Annotated in this window: 20 protein-coding genes; 15 read left to right on the top strand and 5 right to left on the bottom strand. The window is 45.5% G+C overall.

What is annotated here, in order from left to right; all coding sequences use genetic code 11:
• Positions 1 to 50 precede the first annotated feature (50 nt).
• From LIN78_RS05640 to LIN78_RS05600, 9 genes are all read left to right on the top strand, one after another.
• Positions 51 to 986 (top strand): flavin reductase family protein, encoded by a 936-nt coding sequence (locus LIN78_RS05640; protein WP_227179377.1) that lies wholly within the window; start codon positions 51 to 53, stop codon positions 984 to 986.
• Between the two features lie 62 nt (positions 987 to 1,048).
• Complete coding sequence (locus LIN78_RS05635) at positions 1,049 to 2,086, top strand: LLM class flavin-dependent oxidoreductase (protein ID WP_227179375.1); 1,038 nt, start codon at positions 1,049 to 1,051, stop codon at positions 2,084 to 2,086.
• Between the two features lie 26 nt (positions 2,087 to 2,112).
• Positions 2,113 to 3,582 (top strand): aldehyde dehydrogenase, encoded by a 1,470-nt coding sequence (locus LIN78_RS05630; RefSeq protein WP_227179373.1) that lies wholly within the window; start codon positions 2,113 to 2,115, stop codon positions 3,580 to 3,582.
• 10 nt (positions 3,583 to 3,592) lie between these two features.
• Positions 3,593 to 3,907, top strand: a complete 315-nt coding sequence (locus LIN78_RS05625; RefSeq protein ID WP_227179371.1) for an NIPSNAP family protein — start codon at positions 3,593 to 3,595, stop codon at positions 3,905 to 3,907.
• A gap of 74 nt (positions 3,908 to 3,981) precedes the next feature.
• On the top strand, positions 3,982 to 5,004 hold the full coding sequence (locus LIN78_RS05620) for an ABC transporter substrate-binding protein (RefSeq protein WP_227179369.1): 1,023 nt from the start codon (positions 3,982 to 3,984) through the stop codon (positions 5,002 to 5,004).
• A gap of 98 nt (positions 5,005 to 5,102) precedes the next feature.
• A complete protein-coding gene (locus LIN78_RS05615; RefSeq protein WP_227179366.1) occupies positions 5,103 to 5,981 on the top strand; it encodes an ABC transporter permease in 879 nt (292 codons plus the stop codon).
• 11 nt (positions 5,982 to 5,992) lie between these two features.
• Entirely contained in the window at positions 5,993 to 6,787 is a 795-nt protein-coding gene (locus tag LIN78_RS05610) for an ABC transporter permease (RefSeq protein WP_227179365.1), read from the top strand.
• A gap of 2 nt (positions 6,788 to 6,789) precedes the next feature.
• A complete protein-coding gene (locus tag LIN78_RS05605; protein ID WP_227179363.1) occupies positions 6,790 to 7,881 on the top strand; it encodes an ABC transporter ATP-binding protein in 1,092 nt (363 codons plus the stop codon).
• Positions 7,882 to 7,992: 111 nt separating this feature from the next.
• Positions 7,993 to 8,661 (top strand): GntR family transcriptional regulator, encoded by a 669-nt coding sequence (locus LIN78_RS05600; RefSeq protein ID WP_227179361.1) that lies wholly within the window; start codon positions 7,993 to 7,995, stop codon positions 8,659 to 8,661.
• Positions 8,662 to 8,736: 75 nt separating this feature from the next.
• Here LIN78_RS05600 and LIN78_RS05595 read toward each other — a convergent pair whose 3' ends face one another.
• Both LIN78_RS05595 and LIN78_RS05590 read right to left on the bottom strand, forming a co-directional pair.
• Complete coding sequence (locus LIN78_RS05595; protein WP_227179359.1) at positions 8,737 to 9,204, bottom strand: OsmC family protein; 468 nt, start codon at positions 9,202 to 9,204, stop codon at positions 8,737 to 8,739.
• Positions 9,205 to 9,213: 9 nt separating this feature from the next.
• Entirely contained in the window at positions 9,214 to 9,696 is a 483-nt protein-coding gene (locus LIN78_RS05590; RefSeq protein ID WP_227179357.1) for a DinB family protein, read from the bottom strand.
• A gap of 99 nt (positions 9,697 to 9,795) precedes the next feature.
• On the opposite strand from LIN78_RS05590, the gene LIN78_RS05585 reads away from it, so the two are divergent.
• The 3 genes from LIN78_RS05585 (at position 9,796) to infA (ending at position 11,630) form a co-directional block, all read left to right on the top strand.
• On the top strand, positions 9,796 to 10,749 hold the full coding sequence (locus tag LIN78_RS05585; RefSeq protein WP_227179355.1) for a LysR family transcriptional regulator: 954 nt from the start codon (positions 9,796 to 9,798) through the stop codon (positions 10,747 to 10,749).
• Positions 10,750 to 10,970: 221 nt separating this feature from the next.
• On the top strand, positions 10,971 to 11,174 hold the full coding sequence (locus LIN78_RS05580; protein ID WP_227179353.1) for a cold-shock protein: 204 nt from the start codon (positions 10,971 to 10,973) through the stop codon (positions 11,172 to 11,174).
• A gap of 198 nt (positions 11,175 to 11,372) precedes the next feature.
• Positions 11,373 to 11,630 carry a translation initiation factor IF-1 gene (gene infA / locus LIN78_RS05575; RefSeq protein ID WP_227179351.1) on the top strand — a complete coding sequence of 86 codons (258 nt, stop codon included), beginning with the start codon at positions 11,373 to 11,375 and terminating at the stop codon, positions 11,628 to 11,630.
• Positions 11,631 to 11,676: 46 nt separating this feature from the next.
• On the opposite strand, the gene LIN78_RS05570 is transcribed toward infA, so the two are convergent.
• Positions 11,677 to 12,594 (bottom strand): AEC family transporter, encoded by a 918-nt coding sequence (locus LIN78_RS05570; RefSeq protein WP_227179349.1) that lies wholly within the window; start codon positions 12,592 to 12,594, stop codon positions 11,677 to 11,679.
• A 102-nt stretch (positions 12,595 to 12,696) separates the two neighbouring features.
• Here LIN78_RS05570 and LIN78_RS05565 point away from each other — a divergent pair, with 102 nt between their 5' ends.
• Positions 12,697 to 13,581 (top strand): LysR family transcriptional regulator, encoded by an 885-nt coding sequence (locus LIN78_RS05565; RefSeq protein WP_227179347.1) that lies wholly within the window; start codon positions 12,697 to 12,699, stop codon positions 13,579 to 13,581.
• A gap of 64 nt (positions 13,582 to 13,645) precedes the next feature.
• On the opposite strand, the gene LIN78_RS05560 is transcribed toward LIN78_RS05565, so the two are convergent.
• Entirely contained in the window at positions 13,646 to 13,825 is a 180-nt protein-coding gene (locus LIN78_RS05560; RefSeq protein WP_227179345.1) for a hypothetical protein, read from the bottom strand.
• Positions 13,826 to 13,896: 71 nt separating this feature from the next.
• Here LIN78_RS05560 and LIN78_RS18145 point away from each other — a divergent pair, with 71 nt between their 5' ends.
• Positions 13,897 to 14,019, top strand: a complete 123-nt coding sequence (locus tag LIN78_RS18145; RefSeq protein ID WP_264474495.1) for a hypothetical protein — start codon at positions 13,897 to 13,899, stop codon at positions 14,017 to 14,019.
• 266 nt (positions 14,020 to 14,285) lie between these two features.
• Here LIN78_RS18145 and LIN78_RS05555 read toward each other — a convergent pair whose 3' ends face one another.
• Entirely contained in the window at positions 14,286 to 15,878 is a 1,593-nt protein-coding gene (locus tag LIN78_RS05555) for a DNA cytosine methyltransferase (RefSeq protein WP_227179343.1), read from the bottom strand.
• A gap of 288 nt (positions 15,879 to 16,166) precedes the next feature.
• Between LIN78_RS05555 and LIN78_RS05550 the strand changes: the two genes are divergently transcribed.
• Positions 16,167 to 17,603, top strand: a complete 1,437-nt coding sequence (locus LIN78_RS05550) for an MvaI/BcnI family restriction endonuclease (RefSeq protein ID WP_227179341.1) — start codon at positions 16,167 to 16,169, stop codon at positions 17,601 to 17,603.
• The last annotated feature ends 450 nt before the right edge of the window (positions 17,604 to 18,053 follow it).

Raw genomic sequence — 18,053 nt, 5'->3', positions numbered from 1 at the left:
CATTCGTTCGCGGTTAGTTTGCATCTGGAAGTGCCAAAGGAGAGAAGCACATGTCAGAAAAAACAATTGATCCAATGGAATTTCGTAAAGCACTCGGTTCATTTGTCACCGGTGTGACCGTGGTCTGTACTCGTCAACCAGACGGCACGCCACGCGGCTTTACCGCCAATTCATTTACATCTGTTTCGCTATCACCAGCACTTTTACTGGTATGCATTGGCAAAACAGCCTCTAGTTACCCTATTTTCTCTGAGGCAGATATTTTCTCTGTCAGCATTTTGGCGGAAAACCAGAAAAACGTTTCCAGCATTTTCGCCTCGAAAGCACCGGATAAGTTTGCCCAAGCTGCTTGGCACGAAGCAACCACCGGCGCACCCATTGTTTCTGATTCAGCCGCATGGTTTGACTGTAAAACTCACCAAGTAGTCGATGCGGGTGACCATATAATTTTAATTGGCGAAGTAGTCGATTTTGATCACCAGCCCGTCAATCCACTTGGTTACTGCAAAGGTGCCTACGTTTCATTTAGTTTGTCACAAGATGCATTAGCGTCAGCCAGCGCAAGAGTAGGGGCTATTCTTGAGCAACATCATTCAATTGTAATGATTAAAAATGACGATGGTAACTTGACCCTGCCTGCTGGCAACAAATTACAGCCAGAAACAGAAAAATCTAGCCTGTTAGGGTTACTGAAATCGCTCAACTTGACCTCTCAATTAGATTTTCTGTTTGCGGTATTTGATGACGCACGGGCAAATGGGGCTAGCAATATTTACTACCGTGGTCGCCTGATTTCTGACCTACCGTCAGATGGCAACTTAGTACTCATCCCATTCCAAGCAATTGATTGGTCTCTGATCAAGGATGAAGCAGTTGCCATGATGCTAAAACGCTATGTGAAAGAGCGAAGCGAAGATGCGTTTGGTGTTTATGTGGGTGATGCCAGCCAAGGCACTGTGCAACAACTAGCGCGCACCCCTATTTAATTCAATTTGGTCATACCCCCATTGCCTAGTTGGCAATTGCTTACCCATGAAGGATTAGAAAGATGAAATTTTCATTGTTCTTGCATATGGAGCGTTACGACAACGAGATCAGCGATACCCAGTTGTTTAACGAAATGACTGAGTTGGTACAAATGGCAGAAGCAGGCGGTTTCGAAACCGCATGGATTGGTGAACACCATGCAATGGGCTTTACCATTGCGCCGAACCCATTAGTGAATATTGCTTACCTAGCTAATAAAACCAGCACCATTCGCTTAGGTACAGGCACGTTAATTGCCCCATTCTGGCACCCAATTAAAGCGGCTGGCGAAGCTGGGTTGGTCGATGTCATGACAAACGGCCGTTTAGATCTTGGACTAGCCCGTGGCGCCTATGGCTTTGAATATGAACGTCTTTTCCCTGGCCTAGATGCGATGAGTGCGGGCGCAAGATTGCGCGAAATGATCCCTGCTCTGCAAGGTTTGTTTGCAGGTGACTATGCACACGATGGCGAATTCTGGCAGTTCCCGACCTCTACCGCGGTGCCACGTCCAATTCAGCAGCCATACCCACCAATTTGGGTAGCGGCGCGTGACCCTAACTCTCACCAATATGCGGTAAGCAATGGCTGTAATGTACAAGTGACTTCGCTCGCCAGTGGTGATGAAGAAGTAAAAAGCTTAATGGAGAAATTCCGTACCGCTTGCGAAATGAACCCTGATGTACCTCGTCCACAAATCATGATGTTGATGCATACCTTTGTGGGCGAAACAGAAGAAGAAATCCAAGAAGGGGCACTGAACGTCAGTAAGTTCTATTGCTACTTTGCGAAATGGTTCAAGAATGTGCAGCCAATTGAACAAGGTGTTATTCAGGCATTAACGGATGAAGAAATGGCTGAGTATCCACAATACGCGCCAGAATTAATGCGCAAAAACACGGTGATTGGCACGCCAGCTGAAGTCATTGCACGTCTGAAGTCTTATGAAGCAATGGGTTATGACCAGTACAGCTACTGGATTGATTGCCACATGACCTTTGAGCAGAAAAAGCAATCCCTACAACGCTTCATTGATCAGGTTGTGCCAGCATTTGCCTAATCGGCAAGCTAGCTAGGAGGTGTACTTTGCAAGTATTCCAGCAGTATATAAATGGCGTGTTTGAAGATGGTAGCAAAACTTTTGAAAGTTTTGATCCATCTACCAGCCAGTCTTGGGCACGGATGCCTGCGGCAACAGCAGCAGATGTTAATCGGGCAGTTGAAGCCGCGCATAACGCCTTTTTAGACCCGACTTGGGCCAATATGAGTGCCACCCAACGAGGCAAGTTGTTGGTTCGCCTCGCTGAATTAATCACAGCGAACACACCTTGGTTGGCTGAATTAGAAACCCGAGATACCGGCAAGATTATTCGGGAAACTAGTAGCCAGATTGGTTATGTTGCAGAGTACTACCGTTATTTTGGTGGCCTTGCAGACAAACTGCATGGTGCACACTTACCCATCGACAAACCCGATATGGACGTCACCCTTCGCCGTGAACCCATCGGCGTTGTCGCGGCGATTGTGCCTTGGAATTCTCAGCTGTTTCTATCGGCAGTGAAACTAGGCCCAGCAATAGCAGCGGGTTGTACGGTGGTCCTAAAAGCATCTGAAGAAGGCCCGGCCCCATTATTAGCCTTTGCTAAATTAGTGCATGAAGCCGGCTTTCCTGCAGGTGTAGTGAATGTGATAACCGGGTTTGGAGATGACTGCGGTAAAACGCTAACCAGCCATCCACTCGTATCACGGATTGCGTTTACCGGTGGCCCAGAAACGGCACAACACATTGTGCGTAATTCGGCGAACAACCTAGCAGCAACCTCCCTAGAGCTCGGTGGTAAGTCACCTGTTGTGGTGTTTGATGACGTAAATGTAGATAGCGTCGCCAACAGTATTGTCGCGGGTATTTTTGCGGCATCCGGCCAAAGCTGTGTGGCAGGTTCTCGGTTAATTGTTCAGCGCGCAATCAAGGATGAACTGCTTCGCAAGCTAGCTGAAAAAGCCACCCAAATCCAAATTGGCAACCCTCACGACATGCAAACAGAAATGGGGCCATTGGCAACCACTCGTCAATTGGCGCATATCCAGCAAGTGGTGGAAGAAAGCATTTCGCAAGGGGCAACGCTAGTGTGCGGTGGCAAACGCCATCCTACCTTAGTCGATGGTAACTATTACCTACCAACCATCTTAGATTGCCCACATAAAGACATCGCCAGTATTCGGAAAGAACTATTTGGCCCTGTACTGAGCGTCATCGCCTTTGATACCGAAGCAGAAGCCATTGCGCTAGCAAACGATAGTGCTTACGGCCTAGCGTCTGGTGTTTTTACCGCCAACCTTACCCGTGGCCACCGCATGACGCGGGCGATTCGGGCAGGGATTGTTTGGGTGAATACGTACCGTGCTGTTTCACCGATTGTCCCTTTCGGTGGTTATGGCATGAGTGGGCTTGGCAGAGAAGGTGGCAGTGAATCTATCTTAGATTACACCCGCACCAAATCGGTCTGGATTCGTACCTCTGACGATCCAATCCCTGATCCATTTGTAATGCGATAAGGAGTCATTCATGTTTTATGAAATGCGTACTTATCGCTTAAAAACCGGCACATTGCCGCAGTACCTACAGTTAGTAGGCGAAGAAGGTATTCGCCTACAAAAACAGTATTTGGGTAATTTGGTGGGCTATTTTTATTCTGAAATTGGTCCGTTAAACCAGATTGTTCATATTTGGGCGTATGAAAGTTTGGATGATCGTGAGCGTCGCAGAAATGCGTTAGCGGCAGACCCGGCATGGATTGCCTTTGCTCCGAAAATTCAGGCGCTCTTGGAGGAAATGGAATCCAAGATCATGAAACCCACTGCATTTTCACCTTTGTCATGAAGTAATTCCCTGGTTGTAAATTGGTAGTAATAAAACAGCGGCCAAAGTGCTGCTATCTAAAGAGGACAGACACCATGAAACAAAACCAAAAGGTAATGAACATCTCAGCCGCTATTCTTGTGGCATTTACTGGTCACATGGCAACGGCCGATAGTATGGTCTTCACCAGTTGGGGCGGTACCACACAGGACGCACAAAAGAAAGCTTGGGCAGAACCATTTGCAGCGGCTAGCGGCGTTAGCGTGCAAATGGATGGCCCGACCGATTACGGCAAATTCAAAGCCATGGTCGATAGCGGCAATGTCGCTTGGGACGTGGTAGATGTAGAGTATGACTTCGCGTTCAAAGCTGCAAAAGATGGCTTGCTAGAACCGTTAGATTTTAAAGTCATCAATAAAAACAGCATTGATAAGCGCTTCTTGACCTCTCACGCCGTGGGTAGCTTCTACTACTCTTTTGTATTGGGTTACAACAAAGCCAACTTCAAAGGCACACAACCGACTACTTGGGCAGATTTATTTGATCTGAAAAAATACCCCGGTAAACGTACTTTCTACAAATGGTCTGCGCCTGGCGTATTGGAAATTGCGTTGCTAGCAGATGGCGTACCAGCAAACAAACTTTACCCGCTTGATTTAGATCGTGCCTTTAAAAAGCTAGATACCATCAAGAGCCAAATCGTGTGGTGGTCGGGTGGTGCACAGTCTCAGCAATTGTTAGCTTCTGGCGAAGCGCCAATTGGTATGTTCTGGAATGGCCGTATCCACGCATTGCAAAAATCTGGCACTAGCGTAGGTGTATCTTGGGATAAAAACCTGACCGGTGCAGACATGCTGGTGGTACCAAAGGGAACCAAGAATAAAGCAGCTGCGATGAAATTCTTGGCTTATGCAACAGGCGCAGATGCACAAGCAAAATTCGCCACCGAAACCGCCTACGCACCCGTCAATCCAGCGGCAAAAGCCAAGTTGCCTGCTGACATGATGAAGCTAATGCCAGACCAGTACACCAAGTCTCAGATAAATATGAACATGAACTACTGGTCAGAAAACCGCGACATCATTGCAAAACGCTGGTACGCATGGCAGGCCCAGTAAGCCTCGTTTAGTTAGCTATCTCCATTTATATAAAAGAACGGCTAGCAGTGTGGACAACCACACTGCTAGAGAGAACGTCATCGAATTGAGGATCAACCATGTCTGCTGATTCATTGCTCGCATCAGCAACGGCGCCGGTACCGAAGCCGAAATCAACCCGCTGGAAAGGGTTTCATTATTTGATCCCTATCTTGCTATTACTCGGGTTGTTTTTTGTGATTCCGGTATTAGGCTTGTTGTTACGTAGCGTACTAGAGCCATCGCTTGGGCTTGAAAACTACAAAGAACTTTTTGGTTCACTGACCTATGCCAAGGTGTTTTACAACACTTTCTTAGTGGCAACCGTCGTTACCCTTGTAACCATCTTGTTTGGTTTTCCAGTTGCCTGGTTGATGAGCATGATGCCTGCTCGCTGGAGTGCCTTGGTATTTGGTATTTTGATCCTCTCGATGTGGACCAACTTACTCGCGAGAACATACGCTTGGATGGTGCTGTTGCAGCAGACAGGTTTTATTAACCGTATTTTGATGTCGATTGGCATCATTGATGAGCCATTGCAGTTGGTAAACAACTTGATCGGCGTAACGATTGGCATGACCTACATCATGCTACCGTTTCTGATTATGCCCTTACATTCCACCTTTAAAAGCATTGATCCATCTGTTCTACGGGCAGCCGCCGTCTGTGGGGCAAGTCGCTGGCAAGCTTTCTGGAAAATCTTGCTGCCATTGGCCTTGCCGGGGTTAGCGTCTGGTGGATTAATGGTCTTTGTGATGTCACTTGGTTACTTTGTCACGCCATCCCTCCTTGGCGGAACATCTAACATGATGCTGGCAGAGTTAATTGCTCAATTAGTTCAGTCGTTACTGAATTGGGGCTTAGCCGGTGCCGCAGCCATGGTACTACTCGTCATTACTCTCGGTTTGTATGCGGTCCAGTTGCATTATTTTGGCCGCGACAAGCATGGTCATAACTAAGGAGACACCGCATGTTATTAGATTATGACCGACTTGGATTATTGAAATGGCCACTGGTTGTTATCTGTGTGCTAGTTAGCCTATTTCTATTATTGCCCATTGTGTTCATTGCCGCACTCTCGTTTGGCGACTCACAATGGTTACAGTTTCCTCCGCCTGGATGGACCCTACGTTGGTACGATGAATTATTTCACGACAGCGGCTGGGTGGAGGCATTTTTAACCAGTACCAAAATTGCCCTGATTGTGACCGTTCTATCGGTTGTACTGGGGTTAATGGCGTCACTTGCCCTACATAAGGGTAAGTTTCCTGGTAAAAAATTGCTGCAAGCACTGTTTTTAACACCGATGGTCTTGCCCGTGGTGGTATTAGCCGTTGCGCTTTATGCCTTATTCCTCAAATTTAACCTAACCGGTTCAATGTTGGGATATGTGATTGGCCATTTAATCATCGCGCTACCATTCTCCATCATCACGATTTCTAACTCATTAGAAACGTTTGAGTTTGCGTTAGAAGATGCCGCGATGATTTGTGGTGCCACCCCCTTGCAGGTCAAACTCAAGGTCACCATTCCCGCTATCAAGTTAGGGATTTTTGCCGCCGCCATTTTCTCCTTCCTCATCTCTTGGGATGAAGTGGTGTTATCGATTTTCATGGCAACCCCTGGCATGCAAACCCTACCTGTTCGTATCTGGGGAGCAATGCGGCAAGATTTAAGCCCTGTGATTGCAGCGGCATCGACCTTGTTGATTGGATTTACGATCATTCTTATGTTGCTGGCAAAAATGGTCAGAAAAGGAAAGTAACCATGTCTAATACCTTTCTAAGTATTCGTGGCTTAAATAAGCAATACGGTAATGTAGTAGCGATTGACCATGTCTCGCTGGAAGTGAAAAAAGGCGAGTTCATGACTTTCCTTGGCCCATCTGGTTCTGGCAAAAGTACCACGCTCTATATTGTGGCGGGCTTCCAAGACCCCACCGAAGGGCAAGTTTTACTGGGTGGCGAATCACTACTAAAAGTACAACCCAACCGCCGTAATATTGGCATGGTTTTCCAGCGTTACACCTTATTCCCTCACCTAACCGTGGGTGAAAACGTGGCATTTCCGCTGCGGGTTCGTGGCAAATCAGAAGCAGAGATTGCCAATAAAGTAGATGAAATGCTGAAACTGGTGCACCTAAAAGGCTACCAAAACCGCATGCCTTCACAATTGTCTGGGGGGCAGCAACAACGTGTCGCCATTGCCCGTGCGCTGGCCTATGATCCACCACTGTTGCTAATGGATGAGCCACTATCCGCACTAGATAAAAAACTGCGTGAAGAACTGCAGTTCGAATTACGTCGTATTCACCAAGAAACCGGCGTCACTATTTTGTATGTGACACACGATCAGGAAGAAGCCCTTCGCTTATCCGACCGTATTGCCGTCTTTAATGAAGGACGAATTGAGCAATGTGGAACAGGCGAAGACCTTTACGAGCGTCCTGAAACCAAGTTTGTCGCGGGGTTTATTGGTAACTCGAATTTCCTACCGGTAAAAGTAAGCCAAGTAGCGGCTGGTTCAGCCGAAATTAGCTTCCCGGATGGTTCGAGAGGCAGTACGGCATCGACGGTAATGGATCTAAAAACTGGCGGGGAGGCTAGTTTAATGATTCGTCCAGATCGCTTAACACTCGCCAAAGAAGCGGGCGCTAGCGCAGACCAAGTTGCTTTACCGGTGACAATTAAAGACACAACATTCCTTGGTGACAGTTTATACTTTGCAGCAGTGACGCCATGGAACCAAGAAATTACCGTCCGTACACCGATGATCTCTGCAAACCCGCATGAGTTTTCCATTGGGGATCAGGTATTTGCAAAGTGGCATGCAGAAAAGAGTCAGATTTTTAGCGCTTGATTATGCAGCGGGTGTTTGCCTTGGCAGAGGATAACGACAAACACCCGTGCACGATCTACATAAGTGCATCAGCCAGCCATCCGCTAGGCTTTAGACGAATTGGGGAAAACATTGTCTTTAAAGATAGATCGGAATACAAAAACACTGCGAGAGCTGACACTGGAAAAAATGCGTGACGCCATTTTAGGTGCTTATTTTCATCCGGGTGATCGCTTAGTAGAACGTACCCTATGCGAAGAGCTAGGCGTTAGCCGAACGGTAGTGAGGGAAGTCTTACGCCATCTGGAAACAGAAGGCTTAGTCGAGTCATTACCGCAGCAAGGACCAATCGTCGCAAGAGTAGATAAAGCCAAAGCCAGCCAGATTTATGAATTGCGCGCTTTATTAGAAGGACACGCAGCGGCTGCGTTTGCCCAACAAGCGTCCGAAGAAGCGGTGCAAGCATTATCAGAAGCACTGGCGCATATCTATGAAGCGTTTGAACAGCATGACTTTAAACAGATTCTAAAACAGACGACCAGTTTTTATGAGGTACTGTTTTTAGGGGCGAATCAAACGGTTGCTTGGGAAATGGTGCAACAACTCAATGCACGGATTAACCGATTACGTGGCATGACCGTAGGTTCAAAAGACCGCTCCAAAGAGTCCATGCAAGAAATGCAGGCACTCTTTGATGCAGTCAAAGCAAGAGACGCGCAGAAAGCCACCGAAGCAGCGGTGTATCACGTTCGCAAAGCAGGTTCGATCGCGATATCCTTATTGGTAGATACGCCAGAATAGTGCTGATGCAATCAATCTTGGTGCTGAATATAAGATGCAGCATCAAGGTTGATTTCACGGACCACCACCTATTTTCTACCCCAGCACCGGTTCGCATCTCACTTCTGTTTTCACCGAGTTCGCAATAAAACACGCCGAATGCGCTTGGTGATGTAAGGCATGCAGTTCGTCTACAGTTGGTTGCTGATCGCCGCTAAACGTCGTGGTAGGGCGTAGGGTGACTTTGGTCATCGCGACTTTACCTTCTTCGTTTTTTCCCATTCTTCCTAGCGCAGCATCGTGGTAAGTATCGACACAAAACCCTGCCCGCGAAGCAAAGTCTAAAAACCACAGCATATGGCAACTAGAGAGCGATGCCACAAACGCCTCTTCTGGGTCGACTGCGTGTTCGTCAGACATCGGCAACGGCACCACATGGGGCGAAGAAGAGGCAGCGATTTCAATCCCCCCATCAAACTTCCACCAGTGACGACGCGAATATTTTTTCCCTAAAAAGTCCGCCTCACCACGCTCCCACCGCACATCCACTGTATATAAAGCCATGATTTCCCCTTACTGAGTTGTGTTATTTGGATGAAGAAACAAGGTCAGCACATCTTTGGGTGGTAATCGCCCAGCACCAGCCAATAGACGGCCAATCATCCCTCGGTGGTAAGCCCCGTGAATAATCAAATGCATCAGCATCCCCTGCCGCGTCATCTCCCCAGGCGTCCCATCGACAAACCGGAACGGCACACGCTCCATCAATACCTCCGGCGCAAGCGTTTCCACATAAACCAACAAACGAAGCACACTCTCTTCTAGCCGCTCCGCCATCACACTCATGCTAGGCGTGTCAGGCAAATTCAGCGCAGTATAGCCATGCGGAATTTGCAGTAAATTTCCCCAGAATATCTCTTCCACCACCCAAATATGCTGCAACAAACGTGCAGCTAACTTGCTATCTTCTACCGATAAATGGGGTTCATTTTCCTCTAACGTGCGAATTAGCGCTTTATTCGCCCATTGGTGATACTGAAATAGATTGACTAACACACACAGTCCCTTCTCCCACCCAAAACCCAAGTGTATTCAGAATCACAAAGAAGATAATTAGGCTAAAATGAAATCTATTCATGAATTAAAGTCATTAATATGGTCAGCACGCAAACCAATGAACTCCTCGCCGTCTTGCAATTACACGCCAGTGGTAGCTTTATCCGTGCGGCAGATCAGCTAGGCATTACTGCATCTGCTTTATCAAAGACGATCGATCGTCTAGAAAAACGGCTAGGCACCAAACTATTTGCCCGTAGCACCCGCAAAGTCGTTACCACCGCAGAAGGCGACCGCTTTCTCGCCCATGCCCAGCGGATTATTGATGACCTTGCCGGTGCTGAAGCCGATATGCGGCACGGGCAAAACATCCCCCGTGGCACATTGCGCATTACCGTTGGCACAGCCTTTGGCAACCAACAACTGCTCCCTGCGTTACCTGCCTTTATGGCGCAATATCCCGATGTGCAACTCGCTATTTCGATTACCGATCATCTAGTGGATATTGCCGCAGACGGGTTTGATCTTGGCCTACGTCTTGGCCCAATCGGGCATGCAGATCACTTAGTCGCCCGCCCGATTGCCACCCTACCCAGAAAAGTCTGCGCTTCACCCGCCTATTTAGCCCAATATGGCGAGCCAACCCACCCAACAGAGCTAACGCACCATCAATGCCTTACCGTTGCAGACATAGAAAGTGCAGACCAATGGCCGTTCTTCATTGAAGGGGAAACGCAACAGATAGATGTCAGCGCCAACATTAGCGTAGATAGTGCCGAATCTTTATTAAGCCTTGCGCTCGCTGGCGGCGGCATCATTCGCCAATCGGCCTTTTTATTACAATCTGCATTAAGCGATGGCAGATTGGTTGAAGTTTTAGCCCCTTTCCGGGTGGACGAAGCCATGCCACTCACCGCACTTTACCCACCTGGCCGGCAACATCAGGCCAAATTGATCGTCATGCTAGCGTTCTTAAAAGACCGGTTTAGCAGTGCTGCCCCCCCCCTAAAACAGGCTAGAAATGAAAAATATCTAAACTTCTTGCGCAATTAACTGTTGTTTTCGTGTGACACCCCGCACAAACACTGATTATTACTTGCTTTACCGGCTCGGTCTGCGTACAGTCAGTCCCCAGCGATGTTAAGTCTTGTTGTTGTGCGTTTGGCCTCACGATCCGCAGATGCGGCAGTTGTACCTATGTCTACCTCGGCTACTTGATCTCGTTACACTTGGGCATTGCCCTTATTTTTATATCAGTCTCGGAGCATCAAGCGATGGCAAACGGTACAGTAAAATGGTTCAACGAAACTAAAGGTTTCGGTTTCATCAAACAAGACGACGGTGGCGAAGACCTATTTGCACACTTCTCTGCTATTCAGAGCAAAGGTTTCAAAACCTTAGCTGAAGGCCAGAAAGTAACTTACGAAGTAGTTAAAGGCGCTAAAGGCCTTCAAGCTGCTAACATCAACGTACTATAATTCGTTGATCATCCTTCTTCTATCTCCTGTGTAGATGAAGGAATAAAAAAGGGAAGCCAATGCTTCCCTTTTTAGTACCAGCCTCTCATACACTGCCTACATGCAGTGCCTCAATATCGTTTCTATTCAACCAATCAATAGAACGTTGGAGATATCGCCACTAGCGATTATCCCCGCCTACCCCGAAAGGGAATCAACATGGCAAAAGAAGAACTACTGGAAATGCAAGGTGCTGTCACCGAAGTATTGCCAGACTCACGTTACCTAGTCACCCTAGAAAATGGCCACTCGCTCATTGCGTATGCTGCCGGAAAAATGCGTAAAAACCATATCCGCATTATTGCTGGTGATAAAGTCACCCTAGAACTTTCTCCATATGACCTAAACAAAGGTCGTATTATTTTCCGCTTTATCGAAGGCGCAAGAAGCGCAGCGCGCCCACCGGTTAGACGCTAAGCAAATCGTCGGGCAAATCAGGTTACCCATCTGCTTTGCCCCTGCCTCACCACAAAAGCCACATCACCATTGGCAAGGCAATTGCCGCCAGTAACGTCTGCACCGCAATAATCCCCGCCATTAATGGCGCATCGCCACCTAAGTTTCTCGCCAAAATGTAAGCAGAAGACGCCGTTGGCAGTGCCTGAAATAAAATCGCCGTTTGCAAAGACACTCCAGTTAGCCCCATGTACTTGCCTAGCCCAAGTGTCATCAGCGGCATCATCACAAACTTCACCAGCGAAGCAATACTCACCGGCATTACCCACTGTTTAGCCGCAGAAAAATCTAACGCGGCGCCCACACAGAGCAAGCCAAGCGGCAAAGAGGCCTGACCCAAGGTTTTAAATAATGGCGTCAACACCCACGGCAAACCAATATGGGTGACCTGCAACACAATGCCAATCACACAAGCAACTAATAGCGGGTTGGTAAATAATTGCTTACACACCCCGCGAACCGAAAAAGTTAACTGCTGGCTAAACCGAGAAAACACCAATACACACAAGATATTCACCGTTGGAACGGTGGCTGCATTCACCAAAGCAGATAGCGCCATGCCACTACTTCCAAATAACCCAACCGCAGCAGAGACCCCCACATAATTATTAAACCGAACCCCGCCTTGAAACACAGAGGTAAATGCCGCGCCATCCACCGGCATCCAAGGCCGTAAAACAACCAGCACCACGGCAGCCAATAGGGTGCTTAGTATCAATACAGAGGCCATGCTCGCAATGGGTAACGCAGATAAATTAGCCGTTGCCAAACCATGGATAAACAGCGCGGGTAGTAAAACGTAATACCCCAATTTTTCAGCTGGCGCCCAAAATGCATCGGCCAGCACCCCAAAATGCTTTAAGCACTTACCCAAGATAATCAGCAAGGCAATTGGCACAATCGCCAGCATGAGTTCACTTATCATTCCATTCCCCAAGGTACGCATCGGTAGCGCTACATTTGCACACCATACCGCTCATGTATTCTCATAGTAAAATGAGTAAATACTCATGTCAGGCAGGCAATAATGACCTTTACCCAACTGGCTATCTTTGCCAAAGTAGCCGCCCTAGGCAGCTTTACAACTGCCGCAGATCAGCTAGGTATTAGCCAATCGGCGGTATCGCACGCTATCCGGCAATTAGAAAAAGAATGGGACGTGAAATTATTTATCCGCACCCAGCAAAGTATTAGCCTATCTAGTACCGGTAAGCAATTATTGGTGCGGACGAATGAGCTACTTACCCTTGCAGAAGGGCTAACGCAAGAAGTAGCAGACTTACGCGGCGTAAAGAGCGGTACGCTTCGGATTGGATCAATGGGGATCTCCACCTCTATCCAAGTACTACCCAAAATCTTAGAGAAATTTAAAGCCCGCTACCCCGGTATTGAAGTGATCGTAGAAGAAGGCAAAGATCACGAAGTAGCAGAATGGATTCGCGACAGAAAAGTAGACATTGGCTTTGTGGTATTGCCAAACGAGCAATTTCATACCACCAAGTTAATAGAAGATGCCCTAATTGCCCTTATCCCCGCCCAGCACCCTTTAGCCAAACAAACCACCATTCAACTAGCAGACTTATGCAAAGATCCATTCATTTTAACCCTAGCGGGCAGCGGTAAATTTGTAGAGCAAATTTTTGAAGACGCCAAACTACGGCCAGATATAAAACACAAATACGCCCAAATTATTACCATCATCAAAATGGTCGAAATGGGGAGTGGGGTATCCATTGTGGCAGACTTAGCTGTGCCAGATGAAATCATGCAGCTATTTCCTGGTGTCATCAAAAAACCACTCTCGGTAAATTATTTCCGCACCATTGGCCTAGCGATTCCACACCCTAGCCACGCCAGCCCGGCCACCACCGCTTTTCTACAATTATCCAAACAGCTATTTGCCAAAAAATAGGCAGGTACGCAAACGCTAGACGAAAAAAAACGGGGTAAACACCCCGTTTTTTCTTATTTGCTAATTAAGCAATTAGCACACATGCATTGCCTTGGTAACACGTACTACCTACGCCCAAAATAGAGCGGAAGGTAACATTAAAACGTCGACCAATTTGTTGAATAGATAGCACTTCAAAAGACACTTTAGTGTTGTTTACTTCTTGGGTGATATGGTCACCCTGTTTTAGTTCTTTAACTTTCAATTTTTTTCCTTAGGCACCGAATCTGGGTGCCATTGCTACCACATGCCAACATAGGCTTGTGGGTACTACATATGTTTTTCATCACACCAGGCAATGCACTGTTCCGTTATGCATTCATCCACCCGGTAAATATCGCTAGCGTAGCGCCTGCAACCGGCCAACTACCCACTAGCATTTGGGTTAACTCTATCTGATCGCTAAACGCAAGGCAGCACACACTGCGCCCCTACGCATCGCGTAACAGATCAACTTCTAAACTTGTACTGAAATTCGGCTAAGAAACCACAGATGTTCAAGCAGGGTGTTACACACAACACCCAAAAAGATCGTCTAGAAAGACAAACCCCAAAAAGCTAACACAATAGGGGTTAATAATTGATTGAGTTCGCGCACTATAACACAAAGTTTCTGATGGTGGGAAGTATATTGCTCAATCAATTAAATTCGAACTTCCACTTGATCAGAGTCTCCGAAGCAAATTGTTAAGAACCTGCCCCAATGCCTTTGCAAGCAACGGAGGTACCGCATTCCCAACCTGCGTGTATTGTGGTACTTCATATTGACGCTGATCACCACCTGTTGTGACTTTTGATCTAAACTCAAATGCGTCCGGGAAAGATTGTATCCTAGCCATTTCACGTACCGTGAGGGTACGTAGTTCGTCGTGATGATAGTGGCAAGCATCATCTGGAATTGATAGTGCAGCAGGTGCAGGTTGATCTATAAGGAGAGCTTTTTGGGTTTGCTTTTTCGTAGGATGCTGTTTCAGAAATAAAACAAACTCATGTATGTTATCAAAGCGAACAAAATTACCTGCTTCATTTAAATAATCAAAATCTGCTAATAGACGCCAACTTCGTTCAGTAAGATGATTTGATGTTCCTTTCAAGATTTCCTGCACCTCTTTCTTTGCAATACCATCAACTTGCGACAAGACCTGATAGATTCTGAACCTGCGCCGAACCAAATCACTATTTCTTCGTAGCTCATGATTTTGTATCTCACCTAGGGTAGGGAGCGGTACATCTCTAAATTCTTGATCTAGACTCAAGGAAAATTCCCCTCTCTCCACGGGTCTATTACGAAGATCGTCAATAGCATTTTCCACAGATACAAAAGGATAATTACGTGCAACTAGCGGTATTAAAAATGAATTATGGAACAGTTCCAAATCCTCCGCTTTTGTAACATCTCTATAGCGCATCAGTTCGTCACCGACATCTACATCCTGTCCAGCCTGAATAAGTTCGAAGAACTTGAAAGGGTCTGAAAACAACTGATTCTCAGCATCGTTGAAAGTTGGGTTTAATTCTTGAAATACGTCATCGCGAACACCAATCATAATAAAGCGTGGGCGATTTTGAGGGACACCAGCAAGTTTTGCATTGGTATGCAGACAAAGTGGTATATAACCAATACCAGCAAATGCTTTCGCCAATTCGTACCACGCATAGTAACGATTTCCTAGATCATCTTTAAATGGACGTAAAATTCCTGAAACATTTTCAAGTAAAACGAGTCTGGGCCTAACCATGTTGGCAAACTTAGCAAACTCCCATGGTAATGTATTCTTCTCACAATTTTGACGACGAAGGCCTGCCATACTAAAACTCTGACATGGTGGCCCACCTGAAACTACATCAAGACCATTTTCACCAAATCCTGTTCTTAATAACTCCACTACTTGCGGTCTTGTTTCTAACCAATTGTTCAGCTCAACTATGCTACCAACGATTAAACTACCTCTTAAGTCTTCTGGATTTACATTGGTTACTTCTGAAATACCATCTCCAATTGATGGATAATTATTTGGATTTTCTCGTAATCTGGCCTCAAAGTTATCGAATCCATATCTGCTACTTAACCAACGTGTATTGGTGATTTGCTGTTCCTGAGCTAACAACGGTTCCTGTAAGTTTTCATTAAAAAAGTTAAAGGCATAAGTCTCTGCCGCCATTGGTGAAAGTTCATTTGCCAAAAGCAAATTTCCACCTTCTGACTTCAATCCAAGTGATAAGCCACCACAGCCAGCAAAAAGCTCAATGAAGTTCACTTATTTCTACCTATCTATCAAATCGTGATTGCTATTTTAGAGGCATACGCAGTTAAAGTCCAGGGCTTGCGCCACTTTATGTCATCGAAGTAATAGAAATATATCGTGGCCCACTTCTCTTTATTTATACCTTATGCTAACTTACATGCACTAAAGGCCTTTGAGAAGGCCTACAGCCCACGCTAGTAAAGGCTTCATGGCCATCTCTTGTACATACTCACCATTTCTGAAATGAGTGTTTGAATTTATTTGTGGGCAGTAAATTCAACACAAGTTTTAGGAAATGTCATGAGTGACCTCAAGAAAAGTGCTAGTAGCCTACGCAAAGAAGCCACAAAACTCAAAAAACGCACAGGGATTTCACAACACGAAGCCCTTGACGTTATCGCAAAAAAATATCAACAACCAAACTGGAAAGCTGTTTTAAAAGCAGAAGCAGAATCACTTGCTAAGACGCGGCCTGCAAAAAAACAATCTCGAAACTTCATGGATGACGATGATGTTGCTGCTACAGACAGCGATCATCAGCTAGAACGAAATGAAGACTTACCATCCGATTTAAAATTTAATATCGCAAAAAATCAAGCTTATTTTGTATCAAAAGGGCTTGAGTTCTCAATGTTTGAACCAACGATTACCGGTCTAAACAAATCTATACTTGATGCAACGATCCCTGTAAGAACCCATTTTGATGCAGCAGACTTTCATTGTTTTTCCCAACAAAAACAAGGGCCGGAGCACAAAGTAGTTAAACGAGCTTTCTTTGTTACACCTGAATCTACTACAGAAACTACAGTCCGTTTATATCGCCCCATTACCAAGCATGGTGACCCTCGTATGTGGTTCCCTAAGCTAGGTGGATTTGCGAATGCAACAGAGCAAATAGCAATTGTTATTCTTAATGATTCTTTATATCTGTTTAATTTTAGCCGTATCAATTTTGCTCAAATATCAAATGATGATCATATTGGCAGTTTCATCAATGAATACCAGAGATCTCAAAGTAGTATTGCAGAAGAATTATTAGCCAAGCTAAGAGATCTTTCAAAATCACCTATTCCATCAACAGTCGATGCCGATACTGCAATTGGCCGTGCGATCGAGACGGCACTAGGAATTGAGATTAATAGCAGTAAACAACCAGACTATAAAGGCATTGAAATAAAGTCAGGCAGAGCAAAAAGAAAAAATCGCTCGAATTTATTTGCCCAAGTTGCAGATTGGACTATCAGCCCCCTATCCAGCAGCGAAGCTATTTTAGATAAATATGGTTATCAACGTGGTGAAGATTTCAAGCTGTATTGCACAACCAGTGCACTTAAGCCAAATAGTCAAGGACTTCAATTTTTTTATAATGTTCACAATGATCTGCTAATCGAAAAACACAAAGATGGCGAAGCAGTAGCTATATGGCCCGGCAAGCTTTTGCGCGACCGACTTCTCGAAAAGCATGCTGAGACATTTTGGATTAGTGCAAAAAGTGTTTTCATAAATAGTGTTGAACACTTTCAGCTGACCTCAGTCATTCACACAAAAAAACCAATTCAAACGCAGCTTTTACCTCTAATTGAGTCTGGTGTAATCACAATGGATCACTTAATTAAAAGAAAGGTTACTTCAGCAGGTAAAACACAAGTCTCTGAAAAAGGTCCATTATTCAAAATCAATAAACGCGACTTAAACCTATTATTTCCTGCACCAATTACATACAAGCTAATTGATTAATTAAATAAATATTATTATCAAAAATATTATGTTTTTTTATCACTTCAGCGAAATAAAGATGATAATCACTGTGAAATTTCTAAATTTCATACAGCTTTCATTGTCGGCGTTTCAAATCAAGCTCAGGTAAATAAATATGCTAAAGTAGCCAAACAAGGAGATGTAGACGGGTCAAATGAAAAGAAAATAAAGATGGATTGCCTTAATATTTTAGGTTCTGACGTTACAAAACCTGATGATGCAATTAAAAATTGGAAATGCAACTAAACAGTTTAATTTTTAAATAATAGACAATCAGACAATTCACAATGTGCCATATAAATACGCATCATGTATATATAATAAGCAACTAACCTCGGGCATACCCGAGGTTTTTCATCAGATAACTAATTGCTAGAAATCGCAGTGAGTGCCCCTTTTTCAAAAGGGAAGCTAAAAAAGACAAAACCC

Source organism: Leeia speluncae (genome assembly GCF_020564625.1).
GTDB lineage: Bacteria > Pseudomonadota > Gammaproteobacteria > Burkholderiales > Leeiaceae > Leeia > Leeia speluncae.
This window is presented reverse-complemented; position numbering and strand designations above follow the sequence as displayed.

What these genes read in the sequence shown, in the direction of transcription:
- LIN78_RS05640 (WP_227179377.1), top strand. Translation starts at nt 51, where the DNA reads ATGTCAGAAAAAACAATTGATCCAATGGAATTTCGTAAAGCACTCGGT.
- LIN78_RS05635 (WP_227179375.1), top strand. Translation starts at nt 1,049, where the DNA reads ATGAAATTTTCATTGTTCTTGCATATGGAGCGTTACGACAACGAGATC.
- LIN78_RS05625 (WP_227179371.1), top strand. Translation starts at nt 3,593, where the DNA reads ATGTTTTATGAAATGCGTACTTATCGCTTAAAAACCGGCACATTGCCG.
- LIN78_RS05620 (WP_227179369.1), top strand. Translation starts at nt 3,982, where the DNA reads ATGAAACAAAACCAAAAGGTAATGAACATCTCAGCCGCTATTCTTGTG.
- LIN78_RS05615 (WP_227179366.1), top strand. Translation starts at nt 5,103, where the DNA reads ATGTCTGCTGATTCATTGCTCGCATCAGCAACGGCGCCGGTACCGAAG.
- LIN78_RS05610 (WP_227179365.1), top strand. Translation starts at nt 5,993, where the DNA reads ATGTTATTAGATTATGACCGACTTGGATTATTGAAATGGCCACTGGTT.
- LIN78_RS05605 (WP_227179363.1), top strand. Translation starts at nt 6,790, where the DNA reads ATGTCTAATACCTTTCTAAGTATTCGTGGCTTAAATAAGCAATACGGT.
- LIN78_RS05595 (WP_227179359.1), bottom strand. Translation starts at nt 9,204, where the DNA reads ATGGCTTTATATACAGTGGATGTGCGGTGGGAGCGTGGTGAGGCGGAC.
- LIN78_RS05585 (WP_227179355.1), top strand. Translation starts at nt 9,796, where the DNA reads ATGGTCAGCACGCAAACCAATGAACTCCTCGCCGTCTTGCAATTACAC.
- LIN78_RS05580 (WP_227179353.1), top strand. Translation starts at nt 10,971, where the DNA reads ATGGCAAACGGTACAGTAAAATGGTTCAACGAAACTAAAGGTTTCGGT.
- infA (WP_227179351.1), top strand. Translation starts at nt 11,373, where the DNA reads ATGGCAAAAGAAGAACTACTGGAAATGCAAGGTGCTGTCACCGAAGTA.
- LIN78_RS05570 (WP_227179349.1), bottom strand. Translation starts at nt 12,594, where the DNA reads ATGATAAGTGAACTCATGCTGGCGATTGTGCCAATTGCCTTGCTGATT.
- LIN78_RS05565 (WP_227179347.1), top strand. Translation starts at nt 12,697, where the DNA reads ATGACCTTTACCCAACTGGCTATCTTTGCCAAAGTAGCCGCCCTAGGC.
- LIN78_RS18145 (WP_264474495.1), top strand. Translation starts at nt 13,897, where the DNA reads ATGTTTTTCATCACACCAGGCAATGCACTGTTCCGTTATGCATTCATC.
- LIN78_RS05550 (WP_227179341.1), top strand. Translation starts at nt 16,167, where the DNA reads ATGAGTGACCTCAAGAAAAGTGCTAGTAGCCTACGCAAAGAAGCCACA.